21 protein-coding genes and 3 pseudogenes are annotated in these 25,084 nt (G+C 58.9%); 15 read left to right on the forward strand and 9 right to left on the reverse strand.

All coding sequences use genetic code 11. The features are described from left to right. Positions 1–491: 491 nt before the first annotated feature. From H8F27_RS18160 to H8F27_RS02170, 4 genes are all read right to left on the reverse strand, one after another. Entirely contained in the window at positions 492–761 is a 270-nt protein-coding gene (locus tag H8F27_RS18160; protein WP_370594457.1) for a nucleotidyltransferase domain-containing protein, read from the reverse strand. Between the two features lie 38 nt (positions 762–799). Then, positions 800–1,363, reverse strand: a complete 564-nt coding sequence (locus H8F27_RS17920; protein ID WP_255517700.1) for a group II intron maturase-specific domain-containing protein — start codon at positions 1,361–1,363, stop codon at positions 800–802. Next, complete coding sequence (gene ltrA / locus H8F27_RS17405) at positions 1,360–2,046, reverse strand: group II intron reverse transcriptase/maturase (RefSeq protein ID WP_255517699.1); 687 nt, start codon at positions 2,044–2,046, stop codon at positions 1,360–1,362. The genes H8F27_RS17920 and ltrA overlap by 4 nt, the downstream gene beginning before the upstream one ends. Positions 2,047–2,600: 554 nt before the next feature. Then, on the reverse strand, positions 2,601–3,083 hold the full coding sequence (locus H8F27_RS02170) for a helix-turn-helix domain-containing protein (protein ID WP_231596462.1): 483 nt from the start codon (positions 3,081–3,083) through the stop codon (positions 2,601–2,603). A 649-nt stretch (positions 3,084–3,732) separates the two neighbouring features. Between H8F27_RS02170 and H8F27_RS02175 the strand changes: the two genes are divergently transcribed. From H8F27_RS02175 to H8F27_RS02225, 11 genes and pseudogenes are all read left to right on the forward strand, one after another. Then, complete coding sequence (locus H8F27_RS02175) at positions 3,733–4,098, forward strand: YraN family protein (RefSeq protein ID WP_197150943.1); 366 nt, start codon at positions 3,733–3,735, stop codon at positions 4,096–4,098. Positions 4,099–4,185: 87 nt separating this feature from the next. Further along, positions 4,186–5,026, forward strand: a pseudogene (rsmA, locus tag H8F27_RS02180) (16S rRNA (adenine(1518)-N(6)/adenine(1519)-N(6))-dimethyltransferase RsmA). Beyond that, positions 5,019–5,963, forward strand: a complete 945-nt coding sequence (ispE, locus tag H8F27_RS02185; protein WP_197150944.1) for a 4-(cytidine 5'-diphospho)-2-C-methyl-D-erythritol kinase — start codon at positions 5,019–5,021, stop codon at positions 5,961–5,963. The pseudogene rsmA and the gene ispE overlap by 8 nt, the downstream one beginning before the upstream one ends. Continuing rightward, positions 5,960–6,295 (forward strand): DUF3082 domain-containing protein, encoded by a 336-nt coding sequence (locus H8F27_RS02190; protein WP_197150945.1) that lies wholly within the window; start codon positions 5,960–5,962, stop codon positions 6,293–6,295. Before ispE ends, H8F27_RS02190 begins: the two co-directional genes overlap by 4 nt. Before the next feature lie 131 nt (positions 6,296–6,426). Beyond that, a complete protein-coding gene (locus H8F27_RS02195) occupies positions 6,427–7,443 on the forward strand; it encodes a glycosyltransferase (protein ID WP_255517755.1) in 1,017 nt (338 codons plus the stop codon). Positions 7,444–7,502: 59 nt separating this feature from the next. Beyond that, positions 7,503–8,486 (forward strand): pyruvate dehydrogenase complex E1 component subunit beta, encoded by a 984-nt coding sequence (locus H8F27_RS02200; protein WP_197150946.1) that lies wholly within the window; start codon positions 7,503–7,505, stop codon positions 8,484–8,486. 1 nt (position 8,487) lies between these two features. Then, a complete protein-coding gene (gene secD, locus H8F27_RS02205; RefSeq protein WP_197150947.1) occupies positions 8,488–9,918 on the forward strand; it encodes a protein translocase subunit SecD in 1,431 nt (476 codons plus the stop codon). A gap of 1 nt (position 9,919) precedes the next feature. After that, a complete protein-coding gene (secF, locus tag H8F27_RS02210; RefSeq protein ID WP_197150948.1) occupies positions 9,920–10,861 on the forward strand; it encodes a protein translocase subunit SecF in 942 nt (313 codons plus the stop codon). A 307-nt stretch (positions 10,862–11,168) separates the two neighbouring features. After that, positions 11,169–12,272 carry a glycosyltransferase gene (locus H8F27_RS02215; RefSeq protein ID WP_231596463.1) on the forward strand — a complete coding sequence of 368 codons (1,104 nt, stop codon included), beginning with the start codon at positions 11,169–11,171 and terminating at the stop codon, positions 12,270–12,272. A 299-nt stretch (positions 12,273–12,571) separates the two neighbouring features. Further along, complete coding sequence (locus H8F27_RS02220) at positions 12,572–13,765, forward strand: DUF563 domain-containing protein (protein WP_197150950.1); 1,194 nt, start codon at positions 12,572–12,574, stop codon at positions 13,763–13,765. A 151-nt stretch (positions 13,766–13,916) separates the two neighbouring features. Continuing rightward, positions 13,917–15,123 (forward strand): annotated as a pseudogene (locus H8F27_RS02225) (IS256 family transposase). Positions 15,124–15,230: 107 nt separating this feature from the next. On the opposite strand, the gene H8F27_RS17925 reads toward H8F27_RS02225, so the two are convergent. The 3 genes from H8F27_RS17925 to H8F27_RS02235 form a co-directional block, all read right to left on the reverse strand. Continuing rightward, a complete protein-coding gene (locus H8F27_RS17925; protein WP_255517724.1) occupies positions 15,231–15,356 on the reverse strand; it encodes a hypothetical protein in 126 nt (41 codons plus the stop codon). Between the two features lie 335 nt (positions 15,357–15,691). Next, positions 15,692–15,892 carry a hypothetical protein gene (locus H8F27_RS02230; RefSeq protein ID WP_197150951.1) on the reverse strand — a complete coding sequence of 67 codons (201 nt, stop codon included), beginning with the start codon at positions 15,890–15,892 and terminating at the stop codon, positions 15,692–15,694. Between the two features lie 61 nt (positions 15,893–15,953). Then, positions 15,954–16,409 carry a transposase family protein gene (locus H8F27_RS02235; RefSeq protein ID WP_255517725.1) on the reverse strand — a complete coding sequence of 152 codons (456 nt, stop codon included), beginning with the start codon at positions 16,407–16,409 and terminating at the stop codon, positions 15,954–15,956. A gap of 674 nt (positions 16,410–17,083) precedes the next feature. Between H8F27_RS02235 and H8F27_RS02240 the strand changes: the two genes are divergently transcribed. Continuing rightward, a complete protein-coding gene (locus H8F27_RS02240; protein ID WP_197150954.1) occupies positions 17,084–17,719 on the forward strand; it encodes a hypothetical protein in 636 nt (211 codons plus the stop codon). A 296-nt stretch (positions 17,720–18,015) separates the two neighbouring features. Here H8F27_RS02240 and H8F27_RS02245 read toward each other — a convergent pair whose 3' ends face one another. After that, positions 18,016–19,554: an IS5 family transposase gene (locus H8F27_RS02245; protein ID WP_197150955.1), complete on the reverse strand. Its 1,539-nt coding sequence runs from the start codon at positions 19,552–19,554 to the stop codon at positions 18,016–18,018. Between the two features lie 1,008 nt (positions 19,555–20,562). On the opposite strand from H8F27_RS02245, the pseudogene H8F27_RS02250 reads away from it, so the two are divergent. Then, positions 20,563–21,697: pseudogene (locus H8F27_RS02250) on the forward strand (IS5 family transposase). Positions 21,698–21,993: 296 nt separating this feature from the next. Further along, positions 21,994–22,311, forward strand: a complete 318-nt coding sequence (locus H8F27_RS17415) for a fibronectin type III-like domain-contianing protein (RefSeq protein ID WP_231596464.1) — start codon at positions 21,994–21,996, stop codon at positions 22,309–22,311. Between the two features lie 60 nt (positions 22,312–22,371). Here the strand turns inward: H8F27_RS17415 and H8F27_RS02260 are convergent, their stop codons facing one another. After that, on the reverse strand, positions 22,372–23,451 hold the full coding sequence (locus H8F27_RS02260) for an amino acid ABC transporter substrate-binding protein (protein WP_197150956.1): 1,080 nt from the start codon (positions 23,449–23,451) through the stop codon (positions 22,372–22,374). A 177-nt stretch (positions 23,452–23,628) separates the two neighbouring features. Between H8F27_RS02260 and H8F27_RS02265 the strand changes: the two genes are divergently transcribed. Next, positions 23,629–25,080, forward strand: coding sequence for a TrkH family potassium uptake protein (locus H8F27_RS02265; RefSeq protein WP_197150957.1), 1,452 nt, complete (start codon positions 23,629–23,631; stop codon positions 25,078–25,080). Positions 25,081–25,084 lie beyond the last annotated feature (4 nt).

Raw genomic sequence — 25,084 nt, forward strand, 5'->3', positions numbered from 1 at the left:
TACAGCTCAGTGTAGACATCTTGCGCCTGCTGTCTCAATGCCCCCAGGCGTAGCAGTGCCCAGCGGCTCTGAAGACCCCCAGCAGGGCGATGCCGATCACATCGCAGTCAATCCAGTCGTGGTGGCACTTCTGGTTGATCCGATCGGCGATCGTTGTTGCCTCCTCAGGGCGGTGGGATGGAGAAGCGTTTCCGGAAGCCCTGGGTTAGGCCTTCATCCTGGCCGGCAATAGACGCTCAGCAAGGACACACAACACCAAAGAGAAGCAGTCAACCAATTCCTGCAAGCGCTTAGCCGATCCATGGTGATCGGCTGGAAGCCAACCTGAGGAAGATCGGAGCGGCTACTTCTGTGCGGCAGCCAGGGACCGGAACCACTCAATCTCCTCGGCCATGTCGACGAGCTGCAGTGAACTCGGTTTGATAGGTAGCTCAGGCTGATGAATGCAGCAGAAATAACATCACAGCCACTCAGGCACTGCACTCCAGGCTTCAGCCATGCAGAACCGTTCCGTGATCGAGGGCTGCACGGATGATCGGATCCCCGCCCAAGTAGCGCTCGGCGATCTCATGGGGCCGCCGCACCAGCAGGTCGAGGGGGAAGCCCGCATGGCAAGACTTTCGAATTGCGCGGATCTGAGCCAGATGCCTTCCCTGGAATGGCACTACCACGAGGATGTCTGCATCTGAATCCCAGCGCCCCTCACCGCGGGCATGGGAACCGCCGGGTAGCCCCGGGGAACTTCCCCCCGAGGCCCCCACAGATCCGTACGTGACACTCTCGCGTCATACGGCTCCTGTCATCCAGCCACTGCCCGCTCACCGTGCCAATGGGCAAACAGGCCAGGGCGCTGTTGGCCAATCCGCGTCAGGAGCTCACGGCTGCGGCGATGCTTACGCCGCAGTCGTTGGTGCTTCTGCCGCAGCCAGGCGCTCAGCTCCTGATTTAGGTAGCTGAACAACTTGGCCCTCAGCTCCGTTGGATAGAACCTGCCGTAGTACTGGATCCAGCCCCGCAGGATCGGATTCAGTCGTCTGGCAAGCTCCTCCAACGGCAGATAGGTCTGTCGACGCAGATCAATCTGCCGGATCCTGTCCCGCATGCGCTTAAGCGCCTGCGGACTCACCGCCGGCAGGAAGCTCGTAAAGATCTCCCCATGCCGGTTCTTGGCCATACGCGGCCGGAAGCAATAGCCCAGAAACGTGAACTGAATCCGAGGAAACTGACCACGACGGCTGCTGTCCTTGCAATAGACCACCTGGGTCTTCTGCGGATGCAGCGTGAGCCCGCAGGATGCGAATCGCTCCTGCAAGGCCGCCATGAGCCGTTCGCACTCGGAGAGGCTGTGGCAGTGGCAGATCACATCGTCTGCATAGCGCTCAAACGGGATGTGCGGAAAACTCCACGCATCCAGGAGTCAAACGCATAATGCAGATACAGATTGGCAAGCAATGGACTGATGACACCACCCTGGGGCGTGCCACTGGTCCGTTCCTGGAGAGACCCATCCGGCAATTCCACCGGTGCCTCCAACCATCGCCGCAGATACAGCAGCACCCAGCGCTCGGAGGTATGAAACCGGAGGGCCCGCATCAGGAGGTCATGATCGATCGAGTCGAAAAACCCCTTGATATCGAGATCCACTACCCAGTCATACTTCCAACAGCGCTTACGGCAGCTCTCCACGGCCTGGTGGGCCGACTTTCCCGGTCTGTAGCCATAGGAGTCCTGATCAAAGATCGGCTCCAACTGGGGCTCCAGCACCTGCTTGACCACCATCTGAGCAACGCGATCAGCCACCGTGGGAATGCCCAGAGGCCTTGAACCGCCTCCAGACTTGGGAATCTCCACACGCCGAACCGCTGGCGGGAAGTAACTCCCAGATGCCATCCGGTTCCAGAGCTTATAGAGATTATTCTCCAGGTCTTGGGCAAAGTCATCGAGACTCTGGCCATCCACACCAGCCGCCTTCCCGTTCCGCTTCACAAGCTGATAGGCCTTCCAGACCATCGCTTTGGTGATCGGTAGCGACTTGTCCGAACTCACCTCCGTCCTCCTGCCGGGGGCAGTTGTGGAGAGTGTTCGAACCGAATGACGCAGCCCCTTCGCTCCAGGGCCATTACAGCCCCTTCATCACTACTACGAGCTGCTCCGCCCCTGCCATGGGTCTTGGTAGTCGCCCTCGTGGTTGTGGCCACTTGAGACTTTCCCTTTACACCCCATGGCAGGTTCCCACGTTCCACACCGAGGCCTGTGATGGACTCATGTCGCCTGTAGCCGAAGGCTTGCGCGAAGCGGTACACCGGCTGCCATGTGGACCGTAAGCAGGTGACGTCCACACTGTTCCGGGTGTCGGCTACCTCCACCCGTTTTGACAGCGACTGAAAGCCTTTTCGTAGCCCTTGGGCTTCCGCGCAGCGGTTGCGTCAGCGGCGATTCGCTTGCGCTCATCTTTCCATCACTCACCTGACGGATCACGTCCGCCTTTTCCCCATCGCTCACCCACCGCGCCTTTTGAACGCAGCAGCATGGGGTGGTTTGGAGCCTGCCCCTGCAGGCCGGCTCCGGGAGGCCACACTCCCATCCCTGGTGTAGTTGCGTCAGTGTTCATGGTGAACGTTTGACTCGTGGCACAAGTAGCCGAAGGCTTCCGCGCAGCGGTGAGATTTCTGCCGGTGCGGCTGGACCGAGAAGATTTGCAGCCAGCGGTGAACGGTGGTTTTTGAAATTCCTGTAGCGGCTGCGAGAGAACGCGCTGACCACTGGGTGCTGCCATCGGCGGGTTTGGTCTGCAGGGCTCGGTTGATAACCTCGGCAACCTTGTCGTCCTCGTAGGTGCGCGGCCGGCCGGGGCGGAGCTCGTCGTGCAGCCCTTCCAGACCGAGATCCCGGTAGCGCTTGCGCCACTTGCCGACGGTCATCCCCGTCAGGCCCATTCGCTTGGCGATAGCGGTGTTGCTTTCACCGGCGCCGCAGGCCAGCACGATCTGGGCGCGTTGAACGATCGAATGCGGCAGGGATCGGGAATGGGCAAGGGCCTGCAAATGCTGAACCTCTTCTTCGCTGAGAACCAGCGGAGGCATCGGACGTCCAAGCGCCAAGGGGCACCTCGGGTGACACTCCGAATTCTATCTGTTATTTCCGGGACGGCACACTAGCGGATCGATTTAAAACCTAATCATCGCAGATTGGTCATCGCCACGGCACCCTGAGGAACAAACATTGCCGACAGGTACCCGATGGTTTAGCAGTTATCGAACCATTGAAGTGGGCATCGTGCCGTGTTCACAGTGCAACCGTTTTCAATTCTCCAGCGCATGTACACCTTACACAATAGTGCCGCCTTGAGGCTGTTGCATATAGATCGCCAAGCCCCCCTCCAAAGACACCCATATTTCCGCCCGGATCATCGTCACAGCTTTGAATCTACAATAGTTGGATCTACACTTGAAAGCGTGAAACGTAAGTTTAAACCCTCCAACTCCTGGGCTCCGGGACAGACCTCCCTGCTGCCGCCCTCGCCGAGTGACTGGCTGACAACTGACCACCAGGTGTATTTCCTGCTCGATCGGTAGATAGCCGTTAGGAAGCTGTTTAGCTAATCAGCTAGCGGCATCTTGATTCAGACCGTTGCCGATTTTCTAGCTGCAATCGGCTGACCCATCCCCGTTGCCGCCAGGCCCCGGTGGGAAAGCTGAAGGACATCAACACCAATTCGCCCGGAGCCTGCCCATGCCCCGCACCGCTGCGCGCCGCCAGGGGGACTGGGCTGAGCAGCGGGTTCTGCGCTTGCTGCAGCAGCGGGGCTGGCGCCTGCTGGCGCGCCAGTGGACCTGCCGCTGGGGCGAGCTGGATCTGGTGCTGGAAAAGGCCGGCCGGCTGCTGCTGGTGGAGGTGAAGGGCCGCCGCCGCTGCGGACCCGATGGCTGGGGTGTGGCGGCCCTGCATCGGGGTAAGCGCCTGAGGCTGGAGCGGGCCTGGGCCTGCTGGCTGGCAGCCCATCCCGACTGGGCCGCCAGCGCAGTGGAGCTGGTTTTCGCCCTGGTGCCCCTGGCCCCGGCCAGGGGGCCAGTGCGTTGGCTGCGGCTCGATCACTGATGGGAGGGTCACCCACGAGCCCAGTTGCATGCTTTGAGCTTCGCTTGGGATGCTGAACTGCAGGGCCCAGAGACAGCGGCCAGATCCATGAGTTTTGCTGCCCATCGCGTCCGTAAGCGCTTCGGCCAGCACTGGTTGATTGACCAGGGGGTGCTAGGCCGCATCGTGGCGGCGGCAGAGCTGGGCAGCGGCGATCGGGTGCTGGAGGTGGGGCCCGGCCGGGGATCCCTGACCGAGCGGCTGCTGGCCTCCCCGGCGGCGGCGGTGCTGGCGGTGGAGCTCGACCGCGACCTGGTGGCTGGTCTGCAGCTGCGCTTTGCAGACCAGCCCCGTTTCAGCCTCACATCGGGTGATGTGCTCGCCGTGGAGCTGCCGGCGGCCAACAAGGTGGTCGCCAACATTCCCTACAACATCACCGGGCCGCTGCTGGAGCGCCTGGTGGGCCGGCTCGACCGTCCCGTTGCCCGGCCCTACGAGCGCCTGGTGTTGCTGGTGCAAAGGGAGGTGGGCGAGCGCATCCGCTGCCTGCCGGGCTCCAGTGCCTATTCGGCCCTGAGCGTGCGGATGCAACTGATGGCCCGCTGCCAGCTGGTCTGCGCCGTACCCCCCCCGCTGTTTTCAGCCGCCACCAAAGGTGCACTCCGAGGTGATCCTGATCGAGCCCCTGGGGGCCGATCAGCAGTTGGAGTCAGGGGTGGCCCGCACGGTGGAGATGCTGCTCAAGCGCTGTTTTGGCGCCCGGCGCAAGATGCTGCGCAACACCCTGGCGGGCCTGCTGCCCGAACCTCAGCTGGCTGCCCTGGCGGCCGCGGCGGGCATCGGCATGCTCCAGCGGCCCCAGGAGATCGCGCCGGGGGCCTGGGTGGTGCTGGCGGGCAGCTTGAATCAAGCGTGCAAAGCGCCCGCCCAGGCCGATTCCCATGGCTGATCTCTGTGTGCGGGCGCCCGCCAAGATCAATCTGCACCTGGAGGTGTTGGGCCTCCGGCCCGACGGCTTCCACGAGCTGGCAATGGTCATGCAGTCGATCGATCTGGCCGATCGCCTCTGGTTGCGCCCCAGCGCCGACGGCCAGATCAGCCTCCGCTGCGACCAACCAGAGCTGCCCACCGATGGCACCAACCTGATCGTGCAGGCGGCGGAGCTGCTGCGGGCCCGCTCGGGCCTGGTGGAGCTGGGGGCGGAGCTGGTGCTGGAGAAGCGCATCCCCATCGGCGCCGGCCTGGCAGGGGGCTCCAGCAACGGGGCGGCCGCCCTGGTGGGTCTCAATGCCCTCTGGGGCCTGGGCTTTCGGGCAGAGGCCCTCCAAGCCATGGCGGCCGAGCTGGGTTCGGACATGCCGTTCTGCCTCGATGGCGGCACCCAGTTCTGTTTTGGCCGGGGCGAGCGGCTGGAGCCGCTGGAGCTCCAGGCCCCCCTGAAGCTGGCGCTGCTGCTGGTCAAACATCCCCAGGTGAGTGTCAGCACGCCCTGGGCCTATGGCCGCTGCCAGGCGCTGCGGGGCGACTTTTACCTCCAAAGCGAAGGTGAATTTGAGCAGCGCCGCCAAGCCCTGCGCCAGGGGCCGCTGTCCCAATCCCTCCTGCGGGGCCTGGTTCAGGGCACGCCATTGCCGCCCCTGCGCAACGATCTGCAGGCAGTGGTCGAAGCCGAAGTGGAGAGCGTGCGCCAGGGCCTGGCCCTGTTGCGCCAGGCACAGCCTCTAGCCGTGGCGATGAGCGGCTCGGGGCCCAGCCTGTTTGCCCTCTTCCCCAGCCTGGAGCAGGCCCAGGCGGCCCATGCCGCCCTGGCTGACGAACTCGGGCAGGGCGGTTTTAGGGCCTGGTGCTGCAGCTTCAGCAGCCGGGGTGTCAGCCTGGAGCGGTGATCGATCCTGCCCCCAGCGCCGCCCCCCCTGCCGAGCGACCCCGCAAGGGGCCGCTGAGCTTCCTGTCGGGTTCGCTGACCGCCGGGTTGCTGGCCTGGCTGGCCCTGGGACTCAGCCAGAGGCTGGTGGGCTACTACGCCCTCCACCCCCCCCGCTACAGCTCGGCGATTGCCCAGAGCATCGCCACTGCCCTCAAAACCCTGATTGTGGGCATGTCCTTTCTGGCCACCTTCAGCTTCGCCTTTATCGCCCTGGGCCTGGCCCTGGTTTTCCTGCGCAGCCTGGTGCCGGGATCGGCATCAAGCGCTGGCGAAGTTGAGAAAAGTCCCTAATCTCTCGCCATGACCCCCCACGATCTGGGCCTGCTGGTAACGCTGCTGTTGCCCGGCATGTTGCTTTCAGTGCTCCTCCTTTCCACCTTCGCCGCCGGCGGCTGAGAAACCTGAAACCCGAGCCCAGCGCCATTTCAGTAGCCCTTGCCAGTTTCAACGGCGAGCGTCACCTGGAGTCCCAACTGGACTCCCTGGCTCGCCAGAGTGCACTGCCACTGGAACTGGTCATTGCCGATGACCGATCCACGGATGGCACCGCGGCGATCGCGGCCGAATTTGCGCGCACAGCGCCATTTCCAGTTCACTTCACCGTGAACCCCGAGCGTCTTGGCTACACCCGCAACTTTCTCGCAGCGGCCCGCTCCTGCCGCGGTTGCTATATCGCTTTCTGCGACCAGGATGACATCTGGGTGCCTGAGAAGCTCGCGCGGGTGGCGGCTGCACTTGCCAGATCCCCCCGTCAGCTGGATCTGGTCCTCCACACCTGCAGCCTGCTGCGCGGAGAGGAGGTGGATCCTGAAATTTTCCCGGCCTACCTGCAGCGCCCGGGCACCTTTGCCCCCCTGGAGCTGAATCCCCTATGCATTGTTCCGGGTCATTCGATCGTGGCCCATCGTCACCTGGTCGAACTGGCTAGCCGTTTTCTCGACCTGCTGCCAGAAGGTGTCTTCGTGGGGCGCGGCCATGACGACCTCACCTATTTTCTAGGTACGGTTGCAGGTACTACCGAGGTGTTGGATGCTCCGCTTGTGCTGTGGAGGCAACATTCTGGCAACACCTGTGGGGTGCCCAGATCTGCGGGCCTCACCAGGCCAGAGGTCCAACCCCACCTGCAATTTTTAACGAGTCACGCAGCCAAATGGTCAGCCCTCGCCCAGGCGCTGGGCGAGCTGGCAAATAATGGCGATGCCACCTTCTCAAGCGGTTTGGCCAGAGCCTCAGGCTTTTTTGAGTCTCGGGCCCGGTTTTTCACGATGAGGGGCCACGTCAGTGACCCTGCTGTCGCCTATGGCTCCCGCATCAAGGCCCTGTTTGGCGCCCACCTGACTTCGAGACGCGTGCGTGGGTCGGGGCGCCGCGAGGGACTGCGGAACCTTCTGCGCGATCTGGCGTCCCTGCTGCTTGGCCCCCAGCGACTGGAGCGTTAGTTCAGTTTTGGACGTTCCTGGCTGGGATAGGTTGGCAGCCATAAGGCGCATGGCCCCCCGTGGCAGAAACCCTGCTGTTCAATGCCCTCCGCGAAGCCATCGACGAGGAGATGGCCCGCGACCCCCACGTCTGCGTGATGGGTGAGGACGTCGGCCAGTACGGCGGCTCCTACAAGGTGACCAAGGACCTCTACGAGAAGTACGGCGAACTGCGGGTGCTGGATACGCCGATTGCCGAAAATTCCTTCGCCGGCATGGCCGTGGGCGCCGCCATGACGGGCCTGCGCCCGATTGTGGAGGGAATGAATATGGGTTTCCTGCTGCTGGCCTTCAACCAGATCTCCAACAACATGGGCATGCTGCGCTACACCAGCGGCGGCAACTTCACCATTCCCACCGTGGTGCGCGGCCCCGGCGGGGTGGGTCGCCAGCTTGGGGCTGAGCACAGCCAGCGGCTCGAGGCCTACTTCCACGCGGTGCCAGGCATCAAAATCGTGGCAGTTAGCACCCCCACCAATGCCAAGGGCCTGATGAAGGCGGCGATCCGCGATAACAACCCGGTGCTCTTCTTTGAGCACGTTCTGCTTTACAACCTCTCTGAAACCATTCCCGAAGGGGACTATATCTGTGCCCTTGACCAGGCTGAAGTTGTTCAGCAGGGCAGCGATCTGACGATTCTCACCTACTCCCGCATGCGCCACCACTGTCTCAAGGCCGTCAAGCAGCTGGAGCAGGAAGGTGTGTCAGTTGAGCTGATCGATCTGGTCAGCCTTAAACCCTTTGATATGGAGACGATCTCTCGCTCTATCCGCAAGACCCACCGGGTGATCGTGGTGGAGGAGTGCATGAAAACCGGTGGCATCGGCGCCGAACTGCTTGCCCTGATCACCGAGCAATGTTTCGATGATCTCGATGGCCGACCGATCCGCTTGTCCTCCCAGGACATACCCACCCCCTACAACGGCACCCTGGAAAACCTCACGATCATCCAGCCCCATCAGATTGTTGAGGCTGCCCAGCAACTGATCGCTGGTCGGCTCTGAGATGGCCCGCCAACAAGGGTGGTTTGCCCTGATCCTGGCGCTGACGATTGCCGCTGGATCCCTGCTGTTCAGCTGGAATACGCCCGAGACCCCCCTGGGCCAACGCCTGGGCCTGGACTTGCGCGGTGGCAGCCAGTTGACCCTGCAGGTGCTGCCAGCCGGCAGTGTCAAGGTGGTGCAGAAGGAGCAGCTTGATGCCGTCAAGGAGGTGCTCGATCGCCGCATCAATGGTCTGGGTGTGGCCGAGTCAACCCTCCAGACCGTGGGCGACAACCAGCTGGTGCTACAGCTGCCCGGAGAGCAGGATCCAACCCGGGCTGCCACCGTGTTGGGCAGCACCGCCCTGCTCGAGTTCCGCGCCCAGAAGCCCGGCACCGAGCAGCGCATGCAGGAACTGCTGGGCCTCAAGCGCCAGGCAACAGCCCTGCTGGCGAGCCTCAAAGCTCCTGCAGCAGAAGCCAAGCAGGCCGATCGCGACCAGCTGGAGGCCGACCTCAGCCGCATCAATACCGACATCATCAGCCTCTATGAGCCCGCCCAGCTCACCGGCAAGGATCTGGTCACAGCCGGTCGCCAGCAGCAGCAAAGCGGCAGTTCCTGGGAGGTAACCCTCAGCTTCAACAAGCAGGGGGGCGACCGCTTTGCCCAGCTCACCCAGTCGATCGCCGGCAGCGGACGGCTGCTGGGCATCGTGCTGGATGGCCGCTCCATCAGTGAGGCCAGCGTGGGCCCCGAGTTCAAAGCCGCTGGCATCAGTGGTGGTTCGGCCAGCATCACCGGCAACTTCAGCGCTGAGGAGGCCCGCGATCTGGAGGTTCAGCTGCGCGGAGGCTCCCTGCCCCTGCCGGTGAAGATCCTCGAGGTGCGCACCGTGGGGCCCTCCCTTGGTGCTGAAAATATCCGCACCAGCCTGCTGGCTGCCCTCAGCGGCCTGCTGCTGGTGGCCGTTTTCATGGTGGTTGTCTATCGCCTGGCAGGTGTTGTGGCCGTCTTTGCCCTCTCCCTCTACGGCCTGTTCAACCTGGCCGCCTACGCCCTAATTCCGGTGACCCTAACCCTGCCAGGAATAGCAGGCTTCATCCTCTCGCTTGGTATGGCGGTTGATGCCAACGTGCTGATATTTGAGCGGATCAAGGAGGAGCTGCGCTCCGGCAACACCCTGATCCGCTCGATCGAAACGGGCTTCTCCCTGGCTTTTTCATCGATCCTTGATGGCCAGGTAACCACCTTGATCAGCTGTGTGGCCCTATTTGCCCTAGGCACCGGTTTTGTTAAGGGTTTTGCGGTGACCCTGGGCATCGGTGTGCTGCTCAGCCTGTTCAGCGCCCTCACCTGCACCCGCACCCTGTTGCGCGTGGTGTTGAGCTATCCGGCCCTACGCCGGATTGATTATTTTCTGCCCCTGTCGCAGCGTTCCGAGGGAGTGGCCTGAGATGCTTGCTTTTCGCGTCAACCGTCAGCGTCGCCTGCTCTGGCTGCTTTCGCTAGTGGCCCTGCTGCTCAGCCTGCTTGGCATGGCGATCAGCTGGAGCAGGCCCGGCATTGGCGCTCCGCTGCGGCCAGGCCTGGATTTCACCGGCGGCACCCAGATCCAGATTGAGCGCCGTTGCGAATCCAGCTGCCCTGCCCTCAGCGTGGCAGCCCTGGAGGGATCCTTGGCAAGCCTGAAACTTCCAGCCGAGCCCGGCCAGCTGGCCCCTTCCCTAGCTGGAGGGGCGGTGCAGTTGCTCGATGGAGGCCGATCGGTGGTGCTGCGGCTACCCAGCCTGAGCCCGGATCAGGCCCAGGTTGTGCTGACCAACCTGGAGCGCCAGCTAGGAGACACGGTGCCAGGCGGACTGTCGGTGGACACCATTGGCCCCTCCCTGGGCCCCCAGCTGCTGAGGGCGAGTTTGATATCACTGCTGGTGAGTTTTATGGGCATTTCCCTATACATCAGCTTTCGCTACGACCGCATCTACGCCCTGCTGGCTCTGCTGTGCCTAGCCCATGACGTGCTTATAACCTGCGGTCTGTTTGCCTGGCTGGGTCTGCTGGCGGGGGTTGAGGTCAATAGCCTTTTCGCCGTGGCCCTGCTCACCATCGCTGGCTACTCGGTGAATGACACGGTGGTGATCTTTGATCGAATCCGTGAAAAGCGCTCCCAGCTCAAGGATCTACCCCTGGCAGACCAGGCCGATGAGGCCGTGATCAGCACCCTGACCCGATCGATCTACACCTCGCTTACCACCCTGCTGCCCCTGCTTGCTTTGATCTTCTTCGGGGGTAGCACCCTCTTCTGGTTTTCAGTAGCCCTCAGCTTTGGCATCATGGTGGGTGCCTGGTCGAGTATCGCTGTAGCACCTACCCTCCTGCCGGTTTTGAGCCGTCGCTGAGCAAGTGCCCAAATCCTTCGGTTTGCATCAACGTCCCGGAGGCTTTTGGTATGGGGTGCCCTTGTTGCTGGGCCTTTTGGCCCTGCTGGATCTGCGGGTTGAGTTGCAGCTACTGGCAGACCACTTCACTCTTGCGGCAGTTGGGGCCGCAGTTCGAGCCCATCTGTTGGCGGTGGCGGTGCTGCTGCTGCTACCTTCTTTGATAAATCACTATCGTGGCAAAATAGTTTAACCAAGAGAGATAAGCTACACATGAGAGCTGAGCCATATGCGTTTCAGTAAAAATAATCAGCCCCTGTATCCGCAAATGACCAACATACGCGTCCTGATACTAAACAATTACCCGATGGATAGGGTTGTTCAAGAGGTCGATCTAAAGGAGACCCCGGATCAAGTCTTGTTCGGTGTGAACCGAATACATGAATACGGATTCGAGCCCATCTTCCTACCCTATCCAGCCATCGGAAGATGGTCAAAATTTCAAACACTGCTAGGTAGATTCCGCATACCACTAGAGCTTGGTGATCTGCAACAGCAGATGCTGGCACTGCAGCTTTCATCCCAAGCCGATTTAGTTTATGCACCATGCGGCTCCCAGACCCATTTGCTTCAATATTTACGCGCCTTGGGGCTATATAAAGTACCGATCGTTACATTAATGCACCATAGCTTTCTCAAAGGAAAGCTTGATTTTCTGCGAAACTGGCAGAGAAGCCTGTTCATCCGTGGAGCTGACAAGTTACCTTGCCTAAGCAAGGCGCTTACGAAAGACTTGAGGGGAATAGGCGCCAATCATACTAAGTTAGCGCTATTGGAATGGGGTACTGATCTCGAATTCTACGGGCCTTGGCAACCGCCTGGTTTTGGTGTAATCGCAACAGGGCGCACTGGCCGTGATTTCTTGACCTTTGCAAAAGCAATAGCCCAATCCCGTTGCCATGGAACGGTGATTGGCCTGCAAGGCCAGCTTGATAATCCGATTTTCCATACTAGCTCAAATCTCAAGATAATAGAGGCCCGTAACGAACAGCCTGTTCCTGGGGAGAATCGGGGTTGGCTAAAGTATCCAGAACTTTGCCAGCACATGCGAAACCATGGGGCAATTGCAATTCCATTATTTGCCCAGCGCAACCTCGCAGGGCTAACGAGTCTCATGGATGTTCTTGGCCTAGGGAGGGCGGTTCTGATGACACGCAACCGTCACATTGACATTGATATCGAAGCAGAAGGCATTGGCTTTTGGCTGGAACCAGGGGATGTTGACGGCTGGGTGCAATGCCTCAACTGGGTACAGGACCATCCAGGCGAGATACAGGATATGGGAAGGAGGGCAAGAAAGATGGCAGAGGGAAAATATGGATCACATCATTTTTCGACCCGATTGGCAAAGCTCCTAAAGTCTGTCCTCTAGAAAGCTCAAGTACGAACAACGAATGTTGTATAGGCAAGGACGACATTGAATACACCACGCAAGATTCATGGAAAAGAAAATGTTGCTACGCAATAGTAATTAGGCGTGAGGGCGCCAACTCAGCTGCGCAGTTGAAACAGACAAGCTTGCGCAAATTCATTTACCTGAGCTTGGCCCTAGGCCGAGAGTAGGGGTATGATTATATGTGTTGAAAATACTGACAGGACAATTGATTGCCTAACAGTACTATCAATCATATATTTCAATCAGACTTGATAGTCTAAAATCCTCATCTTGGCATGAGAATACAAAGAGGTCTGCTTCTAAGGCGGCTTATACGCTTTTGTGTTCGCCCATTTGCATTTTTATTATTTCCAAGAATCCCTGGATCGTCGCTTAAATTTGGTCCACCTAGGCATTTCTCGGAAACCTTTAATGAGTGGCTTGCAAACAATCGCAGCGATATTAACGCCAAGTATCTAGAAATTTTCCCGTCAATTACATACAAATTAACAAAAGCCCTATGCATTACTCAAAAAAAGCCCAAGAATCTTGAAAAAAGACATCAAATTACATTAAAAAAGCAGTTTGTAGCCGAGATTCCTAAGGGGAGGGTTGTGGGAATAGAACCCTTTGTTATTACAGGTGATGATACGATCCTAGGCGATCTATCTATGGCCTATAAACCTTATATGTATGACATCTTCTTCGCTTCTAAACTGCCAAGACTGGTAAAGATAGCAGGGCCCGTTCTAGTTTTAGCAGGTGCACCTGGATCAAATTATGGCCACTGGCTCCATCAGATGTTGCCTAGACTCGAACTTGCATGTAAAGCTGGCTGGAAGCCAAGGGATTTTGAAAAAATTATCATAAATTCAACTAGCAATAACTTTGCAATTGAAAGTCTGTTAGCTGTAGGCTGTGACGAAAATCAACTTATACAGACCTTTCCAGATATGCATTTACAGTCAACACATTTGGTAGTGCCATCAGTCCCCGAAGCGGGAAATCCTCCGGAATGGATATCTGACTATTTGAGAAGAACTTATGGAAAACCAGTATCCAAACCAAGTCGCCGTATTTACACAAGTCGTGCTAACGCAAAGTGGAGAAGGATTGTAAATGAAGCACAATTATATCCGATTCTTAGTGAATTCGGATTTGAAATAATATTTCCAGAAAAATTTAATTTTATCGATGGAGTTAGGCTTTATGAGAACGCAGAAGTCGTATGCGGCATGCATGGAGCAAACTTAGCAAACATATCATTTTGCCTGCCTGGAGCCAGATTAATTGAAATCTATAACCCTCAGCATCCAGAAACCTATTACTGGGCTACAGCAACAGGCGCAAAGCTTAATTATTCTTTTCTCCTGGGAGAAGGTCCGGTAGAAGATTGGCCTGATAACGCCCAATGGGCGAGTGGGAACCGTCTAGATACAGTTGTGTGTCCGGAGAAACTTAGGGATACATTAATTGCATGCGGACTCTAGGAATAGCGTCCCATGGAGTGGTGTAACTCAGGGGGGTCAGCCCCGGCTACGCCGGGGCTGACGGTTCGCCTCCCTCAGACATCAGCTGTGGCAATGGGTGGGCCGGTCTGTGACCCTGTTTGGAGCACTACCACCAAACCGAACACAGACCATGACCCTTACCCATAGTGGCGCCTCCAAGCTGGCTCAGCTCATGGAGGGCACCACCGCTGGCGCCCTGATCCCTGAAATCGTGCGCCGGGGCTTCCAGGATCTGCTGGAAGCCGAGGTTTCGGCCCTTACCGGTGCTCAACTCCATGAGCGCTGTCATGATCAGCGGTCTACCCACCGCAACGGCTATCGCCACCGGCTGCTCACCACCCAGGTAGGCGACATCAGCCTGGCCATCCCCAAACTGAGGCAGGGCAGCTTCTTTCCCGACTGGCTCGAGCCTCGCCGCCGGGTCGACAAGGCCCTCTACGCCGTGGTGATGGAGGCCCTGGGCGGCGCCAGCGGCATCTCCAAATCGGAGGTGAGCCGCATCTGCCAAGGCACAGGTGAGCAGGTGAAAGCCTTTCTGGGACGGCCGTTGGACCATGCCCGCTACCCGTACGTCTTCCTCGATGCCACCTACCTCCACGGCCGTCTGGGGCAGAACATGCAGGTGGTTTCACGTGCCGTGGTGGTAGCGATCGGCATCAATGACCTCGGCTACCGCGAGGTGCTGGGGATCGCCGTGGGTGACAGTGAGGCCGAGGGCTTCTGGCGGCAGTTCCTCGGCAGCATCAAGGAGCGTGGCCTGACTGGAACCAGGCTGGTGATCTCAGACGCCCACCTGGGCCTGACGGCAGCGATCAGGCGGATGTTCCAGGGCAGTAGCTGGCAGAGGTGCCGGGTGCACTTCCTGCGCAACCTGCTCAGCCATGTGCCCAAAGCGGGCCAGGACATGGTGGCAGCGGCCATGAAAGCAGTATTCGTCATCCAGGCACCTGAGCAAGTGCGCTCCCACTGGCAGCGGGTCACCGAGATGCTGCGCAAGCAGTTCCCGAAAGCTGTCCCGGTGATGGACGCCGCCCGCGACGACGTACTGGCGTTCCTGCACTTCCCGCAGGAGCACTGGCGCAAGATCTGGAGCACCAACCCGCTGGCGGCTCAACAAGGAGATCAAGCGCCGCACCAACGTGGTCGGGATCTTCCCCAACGACGCTGCGATCGTGCGGTTGGTGGGCAGCCAGCTGCTGGAGCAGCAGGAGGAATGGCAGCTGGAACGCCGGCGCTTTTTCTCTGAAGCCACCATGGCCAAGATCCCGGATCCAGAAGAGGCCCTGGAGCTCACCGATGCTGATCCGTCTGCCCAGCCGGCAGCAAACATCAGCTGAAGCGCACCAGCTCCTCCCTCGATTAACACAGAACAACTCAATCGCTGAGTTGCCCCACCCATCTCAGAGAGAAAGCGCTCCCGCTTGGTGCGTTTTTTGGCCGTCGACTACTCGTAATCACCGAAACCGAGCTGATTACCGCCCATGACCCCCAGGGCTGGCTCAAAGTATCTACACGTCTTGGGCCCTGGCTGACGCATCGTCATCGCCAGCAGCGCGGTGATGACGCGCATCACCGCCTGCATCCACCTTCTAATCATAGCAGGTTGAGTGGTGCAGTTCGCAGGCTGGCCAATGCACCAGCGCCATTGCCGCGGTAGCGGTGGGCGTCCTCGTGGAACTGGGTGTCACGGATCCAGAGCCAGCACTCAATGCTCCATCGGTTCCCGCACTAGTTGAAGCAGAGCCTCTGGGGTGGTGCGCAGGGTTGGTTTCGCACCGATCAGGTGCGGCTGGTGAACAAACACAGGTGCTGCGCCTGAAGCGGCTTCCCGTCTCTGGTGCCGGTAGCGGTCATCTCCAGAATCCAGCTGGTGCCAACCCAGCTCTCGCGGATGTGCTGCGGTGCCTACTTTGCCCGCAGCGTCCAGGTAATGTCGCGGCCATGGCTGATCTCCTGATCCGATGCCACAAAAGGGATCTGACGCTTTCCCTGAAACTGCCTGCGGATCTGACGATGCGGTGTTTTCTGATTGGCTTTCACCGTCAGAAGGAAGTTGGCCCCCTGCTCCTGGAGGAGTTGAAAACGGTCGCTGGGTGTGCAGCGCATCTGCCTGGATCAGCACACCCTCGAGATCCAGCTCACCAAGCAGCTTCTGGAGCACGAAACGCTAGTGGTTTTCACCGGTGGCGTAGCAGGCCTGGCTGATCGCCACACCCAGAGCGGCCAAATACAGCGTGACCTGGGCAATGAATGCGGAGCCCCCGCCAGCCGTGAGCTCGATCGATCCCCTCAAGGTTTTGCCGTCAAACACCAGCTGATCGAGATCCGCTGCACCACCAGGGATCTGGGCGATCGACCAGTCACGGATCGCGGCGCATAGGGCTGACACATACACCTGCTGGAAGAAATAGCGGAACGAATAATCCGATGACGGCCGCCGCAGCTCCAGGCCCAGCGCCTTGGTGAGCACGGCGTGGTGGCGGATGGCGAATCGCTCCAGATCTCGCAAGCTCTGGCAGCCACTCAGGATTCCCAGCACCGTGGCCAACAGCACATACCAGGCTGGTAACCGAACCCGGCGCCGCATCCGCGCATCGGGGTTCGACCTCAGGTAGCTGATCAAGTCGAGATCGGTTGCGGGAAAAGCGGTCTCGGGTATGGGCAGGGCGCGATTCCGCCGACCTCAACCCATACTCGCAGCCCCGGCCAGGGAGCTTGTGACACACTTTGAATCAGCCCTTCCATGACCCCAGTTCGCGACTGCGATTACATGGGGATTTTCGCGCAGCTGGCCTGGATTCTCCAGAGTCTCCCTAGCACAATTTGAGACCTTGAATACTATATTCGGTGATCAATTCGTATGTAGATACTTTGCAGGCCTTCCGATGAGGCCATTGTTACCATACCAGCACCGAACCGGTTAACGCAAGCTTCCCGTCCCCGAGATGGCGTAAAGTCAAAGAAGGTATGCAATGAAAATCACCTTCAACCTGGCAACCTTTAATGGATACTTCAATAGAACAGTTTATCTAACTTGCAATTTAGAACTTTGTCAATACAGCATTTAATGGCTGCTAAAACAGTAACTTGCAGTTTATTCATGCTAAAATGGGCTCTCGCTTGCATCCGCTCTAGTTTATCAAGCTGAAAGCCATGTCTTCAATTACAGTTCTGACTACTGTCTACGTCAACGCTCCCGAAAGGCTGAATTATTTTAATAGCACGATTGAATCGTTTTACAGATGCATACAATTTCCAGGTGAGATCATCCACTACGTAATGGATGACAGGTCTCCAATGCATAGCGACGAGATAAAAGAAGTATGCGACAACAGAGGCCTAGTATACATCAATAGCAGTTCAATTAATCGAACTTGTTTCCACGACGTTTTTAATGCACTATGTGCTCGAGCAGAAACTGAATATTGTCTTTATCTTGAAGGTGATCATTACTTTTACTTGCCTTATGACTTTGTAACACCTGCGCTCGCGCTTTTTCATTTGGCGCCTGGGCTGCACCAGCTTTATCTCCGAGCCCCTATCGTCTACGAACCTTTTTGTCTTGTTGGGGACGACTTGGTAACCCTCGACGGAAGCGTTCTGCACGCAATAAGAATTGACAACGAAAACGTCGGCTGGGTGGGACGCGGTGTAATGCATGAGAGCTTTTCTTTAATGCCCTCAATTTTTCGGACAAATACATTAAAGCATACGGTTTGCCATCACAAAACAATCCTTGGAGGCCCAACGGAACTTGAGCAAGTAATCTCAAAGGATTGGGATAATAAATATCTTACGGGATATCTTAATGCCCAAGCTTTCTGTTATCATATTGGTGATATTGGGAAGAAGGGCCCTGGTGGCTTTCTTAAGATTGGCGATAGTGTTTACGAATCGGTCTGGTCCCAAAAAGTTCTCCCTTATTCATGGTGATATGTCCAAACCGGTATTCTTCTAGGAGGGGAGCTACCCACTAAAAATGCACTTCTAAAAAATGAGAGTAATTGCGATGTAATCCTAGAGTACCGTTCCGGAGATAACAGCTGGAAGCTGGAGTGTATTTGTTCCCTCCGTGATCCATTGACGTCTAAAGAGTTTGCCGACATAGCCGCACAATACTAACTAGGGCTTGCTGAATTTCATTCGCGGGTTTTTCGTCCGCGCCAAGGGCCGCGACTCAGCCTGCAGCGCCAAGCGCTGGTGACCTCAATTTTACTCCTAGAAGCTGACTAAGCAGCCCACAGAAGCGCTGGACGGCGCCAGGAGGCGAGCAAATAGAGCATCAGGATGTACACAGAGACAAGAATAGATAATAAGAGGCGCAGTAGCCTGAGAACCTTCTCGGCATTCATCACAAAGAACGCCATCGTGATCACCGTTCTTGATGTTTCAATCAGCTTGGTCATGATCCGATCCAGTCCATATTTCCGTTTGCTCGTTCCGATTCTTCCCTCGATCACGGAACGCTTTCTCAAGTCTGATTTAAAAAGCTCTTGTTGCTCTGCTGTCTGCACCTCGGCCTCTACCTGCTTCTTGCGTGGACGGCCACTGAGTCTGATGTTATTTTCTGCGCAGAACTTCTTGTTGCCTAATGTCATATAGATTGAATCGGCACAGATTCGTGCTGGATAGTACCCTCGCTCTTCCTTGTATTGCTTGGTACGTGCGATCAGGTCGTTGGCTTCATTGTAGTTGTCCCAGCTGATTCGATCCACATCGACAAAGCCATTATCATCTGATATTGAGATCTTCGCACCGAACTCTGTTCGCCTTCCCGCCTTGCCCCTCACGATCGGCCGCACGTGTGGTTTTGACAAATTGACAATCCGATCGTCGATGCGCCGGCTATCAGCGTCATACATCTCCTGCTGCTGCCGGTACAGTTCACTGGTGATCAGCAGCTTGCGGTAGAGCTGGGTTCCAAGCTCCAAAAGCATGGCACCGCAATGGATCATCTGATCAATTGCTCTGAGGTTTCTCCGGATCTCGTTGAGCTGAAAGCGCTTGACTTCACGGATCTCGGCGCATTTGGGCTTTTTCTTCTTGATGATCGCCAGAAACCGATTCCGAGCTTTATCCCGGTTGCAGCGGGGTTTACGATTGATCTTTCCCTGCAACTGCTTGAACAGTTCGTCGATGATCTTCTCAGTGGCCTCTCTCGCTTCGTTGAGCAACCTCAGATCTACTGGGTAGGGAATGTCATCAGGCACGCAGGTTGCATCAAGAATCAGAGTACCCCAGTTACTTTCAGGATCCAACGTTGCAGGCTTCACCCCTAGCGCTTCGTCGATGGCAGCAAGCTGTTGCTCCTCTTCTTGTTCGCTATCATCCTCCTCCGCCGAAACCAGCATCTCTTTAATCATCGCAATGCCATTGGCCTTGGTCATGTCATTGCAGATCTTGATCAGATCAGGGCCAATGCGCTTACGAAAATGCACCATCATCGATGGATCAAACGGGGGCATTGCCTGGTATGCACTCAAGCCAATGAAAAATTGTAGATACGGTGATTCCGTGATCAGCTGAACTGTTTCGCGGTCTGTCACTCCCAGGCGTTGCTGGATGTACAGCGCACCGAACGCCATCTGAAACGGCTTGGCCGGTGCTTCTGTCTTGGCACTGAATTGGGGTGCATACTGGCTTTCCAGCGGCATCCATGGAATCAGGTTACGAAGCAGAAGCCAGCGATTATTAGGATCTAGTTTGCCGCCGAAGGGCGTGTAAAACTCCTCGATCGATAGCTGACCTGCGTGCTGAAAAACGTACATTGGCGTGTCAGCAGATTATTCTAAGCCAGGAATGGCTACATTTGGCTCATTTTAACGTGAGACCACCCCTGGAATCAACTGCAGCGCAATGGATATTGGTTCCTCAGCAAGCCCTAACTATTGTGAAATCATGTGCTCCCCGCGACTCTGTTGATATTTGTGCAGGCTGTAAGCCTCGCGGGGTTGGAATTTCTTGTCTCGTCCTTGTGCTTCGGGCGATCGTACGCTCAGAGGGTTTTACAGCGAACTCCAAATGCCGCAGCTGCTACTCAGTGATGCGTAAGTTCAGCATCGTTAGGGAATCGCCGGTTCACGCTCGCTTCCCGACTGAGCCTTCGTATCCCCAGATCTTACGGGCCTCCGGTGCTGGCAAAACCAGTACATCAATTGCCAAGCCCATGGCCCTAACGGGAATAGCCGACGGCAAGTGGCGCATCCGAGAGCTGGGACTGGATAGCCTGTCCGATGAACTCCGGCCAGGCCGGCCCCGCACTGACGAGGTCCACAAGGTGGCCGAGGTGATCAACCGGGCCTTGCAGGCCAGGCCTGACGATGGCAGCACCAAGAGGGATGATAAGACGTTAGCTGCAACGACTGGAATCTCCAGATCCACGGACCACTGCAAGCCGGCTGCAGCTTCTCGGTGCAACCTCACAGGCAAAAATCCCACCGCTTCACGGATGCCTGTCGGCTACAGGGCTCTCAACCGATTCGTTCTTTGTGGAGAAGGTTCGTGACATCCTAGGCTTCTCTTAATCTGCCCCGCCAAGACGATGGAGCTATGCGTCGATGAGAAGTTCCAGATCAATACTCATTAGCGCACCAAGCCGGTGTTGCCCATGGGGCTGGGGTACCTAGAGAGTGTTACCCACGGTGCCCGGTGTCAACTACGTAAGCGGGCGCCCACCTAATTGTCGCCGCGCACGTAGGAGGCCAGGGAAACGCTGCACTCTAGGAGTTTGCTGAAAAACCACGCCTGCGCGAAAATGGACCAGCTGCCCAGTCCAGATGCGAGGTCACCGGGAGCGCAGCGGCTCCCTGTTCTCCTACGTGTCGATCGAGGAGCGGATCCCGGCCAGCCATCCGCTGCGGCGTATTCGGAAACTGGCCGATCAGGCCCGATCGTCTCAATCCCACCTTCTGTGAGCTCTACGCCGCAGAAGGTCGGCCCTCGGTGCCGCCAGAACAGCTGCTGCTGGCCTCGTTGCTGCAGGCTTTCTATGGGATCCGCTCCGAGCGGCTGTTGCTGGAGCAGCTCCACTACAACCTGCTCTACCGCTGGTTTGTAGGGCTGAGCCCGGATGATCCGATCTGGCACCCCACCACGTTCACCAAGAACCGCGAACGGCTGCTCAATGACGACGTCATGGGCCGCTTCCTGGAGAAACTGATGGCTGCCCCGGAAGTCAAGCCGCTGCTCAGCGACGAACACTTCTCAGTGGATGGCACCCTGCTGCAGGCCTGGGCGTCCCATGCCTCACTGGAGCGGACCGATGGTCAGCAGGACCCACCGCCACCGTCGTCAGGCCCTGGCGAGGGCTTTGGCGCTCCAAAGCCCGGTAAGAAGCGGGCCAAGGGTGACTTCCGCGGCATCAAGCTCAGCAACAAGACCCACCGCTCCAGCGTCGATCCAGACGCCTTGCTGGCCCGCAAGTCCAATTCCCACCCGGCCCAACCCAGCTACCGGGGCCACGTGCTCATGGACAACCGCCATGCCCTGATCGTCGATTGCCGCGTTACCCAAGCAGTGGGTACCGGGGAGCGGGATGCCGCCAAAGCGATGGCGGCTGACATCCCCGGTGCCCACCAAAAAACCATCGGTGCCGACAAGAACTACGACACCAAGGGCTTTGTCGCCGAGATGCGTCGCATCGCCGTGACGCCGCACGTCGCTCAGAACACCGCCCGCTCTGGTGGCTCCGCCATTGATGGCCGCACCACGCGCCACGAGGGCTACGCCAAGTCGATCAATGCCCGCCGCGGTATCGAGAAGGTGTTTGGTTGGATCAAACAGTGGGGCGGTCTGCGCCAATTCAAACTGCGCGGCACCGACAAGGTGAGTGCGGTGTTTGGCCTGCACGTGATCGCCTACAACCTGATCCGGCTGGGCAACCTGCTCAAACCGGCGATGGCGGCGGCATGAACAGGTGGTTGCCCAGAGGTGTGCCAATGAGGCGGCCTCCAGGAAGCCCCAACGGGGCAAAACGCCTGAAATCGGGCGTTCTGAACCGCTGAAACGCATCATTTCAGCCCGAACGGAGCACAATCAGCTCTCTGGAGGGAAAAACGCGGCCTTTCAGGCAGTTTTTCCGCAAACTCCTAGGAGAGGGAGGGGAGGCGGCGGCCTATCCGTTCGGGTTCGGGCTCTCCTACAGCAGCTTCTACCTGACAGAGATCGCAGCCACTATCAAGCCTGACTCGCTGGCAGCAGAGGGCTCGGTGGAGCTGACCTTGTGCGTTGGCAACAGCGGCCAGATGGAAGCAGCCGAAGTGGTGCAGGTGTATCTGGAGCCGCCGGGTGAGTTACTGGAGCGGCCACGGCGCACCTTGGCAGCCTTTAGACGACTCACACTCCCTGCCCAAGGGCAGCGGCGGCTGACACTTGCCATTCCAATGCGCCAGCTTGCCTGTTTCGATCCGGCGCGGGATGCCTTCGTGCTCGAAGCTGGCGTTCACAGGCTGGTGGTGGCCAGCCATGCGGAGGATCCGGGCCTGGCGGTAGACGTTGAGCTGCAGGAGGCGGTGCTGGGCCCCTGAGCTCCAACCCCTGAGCTGCAGGCCCTAATCAGAACTGATTTGGCTTGACGAACCAACCTCTCAGCGAAAGGGCGGCGACTGGACCAATCCCCCCTGAACCGAGAGCCGATTCAGCCCCCGCTCAAGCCCCAGGCTTGAACGGGGGCCCACGTTGCGCTCCAGCAGTTCGCCGTAATTGCCCACGGCCGCCACGGCCCGGGCGGCGAAATCGGCCGGCAGGCCCAGCTGGCGACCCAGTTCCCCCTCCACACCCAGCAGGCGGCGCAGCTCAGCCGCTCCCGGCCGGGAGCGGCCCTCCCGCATAAGAGTGGCCACATTGGCCTGGCTGAGACCCAGCTCCTCGGCCCTAATCAGGGCAAAGACAATCCAGCGCACGGCGTCACTCCAGGCAGGGTCAACCTGGGCAGTGACAGGAGCCAACGGTTCCTTGCTCAGCAGCTCCGGCAGCAGCCCATGGGCCCTGGGATCGGCAAACAGGCTGCGGCGGGCCGCCAGGCCAGTTCGGTCGCTCGTAATCGCGCTGCAGCGGCCTCTCTGATAGGCGTAGAAGGCTTGATCCGCATCCTGAAAGCGCAGCGGTTGAAAGGCGAGCCCCAGTTGCCGCATGCGGTCGCTCATGACCGACTCGTTGGTGGATCCCCCCACAACGCAGATCGGCCGACCCGCCAGATCTGGCAGTGATCGCACCCCTCCACTGGCTGGAACCATCACCCCACCGGCGTCGTAATAGACGATCGGGGCAAAGCTGAGCGCGTTACCTCCGGGAGCGTCCCGGGTGAGCGCCAGGGTGGTGTTGCGCGACAACAGATCCACCTCGCCGCTGGCGAGGGCCGCAAAGCGCTCGTTGCTACTAAGCGGGCGCAACTCCAGTTTTGCCCCATCCCCCAGCACGGAGGCCGCCACGGCTTTGCAGATGTCAACATCGAGGCCGGTGTAGACCCCATTGGCCTGCAGGGCACTGAAGCCGGGCAGCTGGCCATTGATGCCGCAGATGAGTCGGCCGCGGGAGCGGATCTGGGCCATGCGAGCACTGACAACAGCACCGGCGTCGCTGGCCTTGTCCTTGGCGCACGATGCCAACAGGGCCGTCAGCAAGCCCAGCAGCAGGGCAGAGGCCAACCCCCTGGAGGAAACTGGCATCACTGGTTCCCGCGCCGCAGCTGCACGCCCCTGACCACCAGCGCCCAGCCATGAATTGGCCTCCACTACGGCGCCAATCATGTTGGGGAGGCCTTCAACAAACGGCTGGCTCAAGGCTGGCTCAAGAGAAAATCCTGGATTCCAGGGTGATTAGGCTAAACGTGGCTAACCAATTCCATGCGGCTGCACATCCCAGAGAAGGTTCCAATTCCGAGTGCTCCCGCGCCCACCCAGCCGGCCCTCTCCCCCTGGAACAACCTGCTGAGATGGCGGCAGCAACTCACCGTGCCCCAGTTCACGGTCGTCACCGGCGCCCTGGTGATCGTGATCGGCACCGTGGTGCTGGCCAGCCCGCTCTGCTCCAGCGATGACGTGGGGCTGTGGCAGGCCCTGTTCACCGTAACCTCCGCCATCACGGTGACCGGCTTATCGATCATTGACGTGAGCCGCGACCTCACCGCCTTCGGCCAGGTGACCCTGGCCGCCCTGATCATCATGGGCGGCCTGGGGCTGATGGCGATCACCACCTTTTTGCAGGGTTTCGTGCAGGGCCACTCGGGCCTGCGCCACCGGCTGGACAAGGGCCGCGCCCTGGACGAATTCGGCGTTGGCGGCATTGGCCCCACCTTCAACAGCATCCTGATTACGGGTTTTTGTGTGATGGGCCTCGGCACGGTGGTGCTGTATGTCTTTGGTTTCGCCGACATCAGCAATCCTCTGCAAAGGTTCTGGGCGGCCCTGTTCCACTGCATCAGCGCTTACAACAACGCCGGCTTCGGCCTCTGGAGCGACAACCTGGTGGGCTACCGCGACAATCCTGTGGTGAACGGCGTTATTGCCGCGCTGATCGTGGTGGGCGGGATTGGCTGGCGCGTAATCAACGACCTGTGGAGCAACCGAAATCGGCTGCAGAAGCTGCGCAGGCTCAGCCTCCACACCCGGCTGGTGCTGCGCAGCACCGTGTTGCTGATCGGCTTCGGCGCCATTGGACTGCTGTTCACCGAGCACTTCGCCACCGGTGGGGTGATGGAGAAACTCCAGTGGTGGCAGTCGATCCAGGTGACCCTGTTCCAGTCGATCACGGCCCGCACCGCCGGCTTCAACACCGTGCCGCTTTCGATCCAAACCTTCTCAGATGCCGGCCTGCTGCTCTTGATCGTGCTGATGTTTATCGGCGCCAGCCCGGGCGGCACCGGCGGCGGCATCAAGACCACCACCTTCGCCACCCTGATGGGGGCCACCCGCTCCACCCTGCAGGGGAGGGAAAAAGTGGTGATCCACCGGCGCCAGATTCCCGACACCGTGGTGCTGCGCGCCGTGGGGGTAACCGTGGCATCGGCGATCTTCGTGATCCTGATGGCCCTGCTGCTGGGGCTGGGCCCGACCACCTCAGGAGAACCGACCCGCACCAGCTTCAACTTCCTGGAAAAGCTGTTCACTTGCATGTCGGCCTTCGGCACCGTGGGCCTGGATCTGGGGGTGACAGCCCAGCTGAACCGCTGGGGCCAGCTGGTGCTGATGGTGGGCATGTTTGTCGGCAGACTGGGGATCCTGCTGCTGCTTTCAGCCATCTATGGCAGCCGGCCCCAACCGCGTGTGGGTTATCCCCGCGAAGAGCTCTACATCTGAGGCG

Source organism: Synechococcus sp. CBW1108 (assembly GCF_015840335.1).
In the GTDB taxonomy this organism is placed as follows: Bacteria; Cyanobacteriota; Cyanobacteriia; order PCC-6307; family Cyanobiaceae; genus Cyanobium_A.

What these genes read in the sequence shown, in the direction of transcription:
- H8F27_RS02170 (WP_231596462.1), bottom strand. Translation starts at nt 3,083, where the DNA reads ATGCCTCCGCTGGTTCTCAGCGAAGAAGAGGTTCAGCATTTGCAGGCC.
- H8F27_RS02175 (WP_197150943.1), top strand. Translation starts at nt 3,733, where the DNA reads ATGCCCCGCACCGCTGCGCGCCGCCAGGGGGACTGGGCTGAGCAGCGG.
- ispE (WP_197150944.1), top strand. Translation starts at nt 5,019, where the DNA reads ATGGCTGATCTCTGTGTGCGGGCGCCCGCCAAGATCAATCTGCACCTG.
- secD (WP_197150947.1), top strand. Translation starts at nt 8,488, where the DNA reads ATGGCCCGCCAACAAGGGTGGTTTGCCCTGATCCTGGCGCTGACGATT.
- secF (WP_197150948.1), top strand. Translation starts at nt 9,920, where the DNA reads ATGCTTGCTTTTCGCGTCAACCGTCAGCGTCGCCTGCTCTGGCTGCTT.
- H8F27_RS02215 (WP_231596463.1), top strand. Translation starts at nt 11,169, where the DNA reads ATGACCAACATACGCGTCCTGATACTAAACAATTACCCGATGGATAGG.
- H8F27_RS02220 (WP_197150950.1), top strand. Translation starts at nt 12,572, where the DNA reads ATGAGAATACAAAGAGGTCTGCTTCTAAGGCGGCTTATACGCTTTTGT.
- H8F27_RS17925 (WP_255517724.1), bottom strand. Translation starts at nt 15,356, where the DNA reads ATGCGCGTCATCACCGCGCTGCTGGCGATGACGATGCGTCAGCCAGGG.
- H8F27_RS02230 (WP_197150951.1), bottom strand. Translation starts at nt 15,892, where the DNA reads ATGCGCTGCACACCCAGCGACCGTTTTCAACTCCTCCAGGAGCAGGGG.
- H8F27_RS02240 (WP_197150954.1), top strand. Translation starts at nt 17,084, where the DNA reads ATGCATAGCGACGAGATAAAAGAAGTATGCGACAACAGAGGCCTAGTA.
- H8F27_RS02245 (WP_197150955.1), bottom strand. Translation starts at nt 19,554, where the DNA reads ATGTACGTTTTTCAGCACGCAGGTCAGCTATCGATCGAGGAGTTTTAC.
- H8F27_RS02260 (WP_197150956.1), bottom strand. Translation starts at nt 23,451, where the DNA reads ATGCCAGTTTCCTCCAGGGGGTTGGCCTCTGCCCTGCTGCTGGGCTTG.
- H8F27_RS02265 (WP_197150957.1), top strand. Translation starts at nt 23,629, where the DNA reads ATGCGGCTGCACATCCCAGAGAAGGTTCCAATTCCGAGTGCTCCCGCG.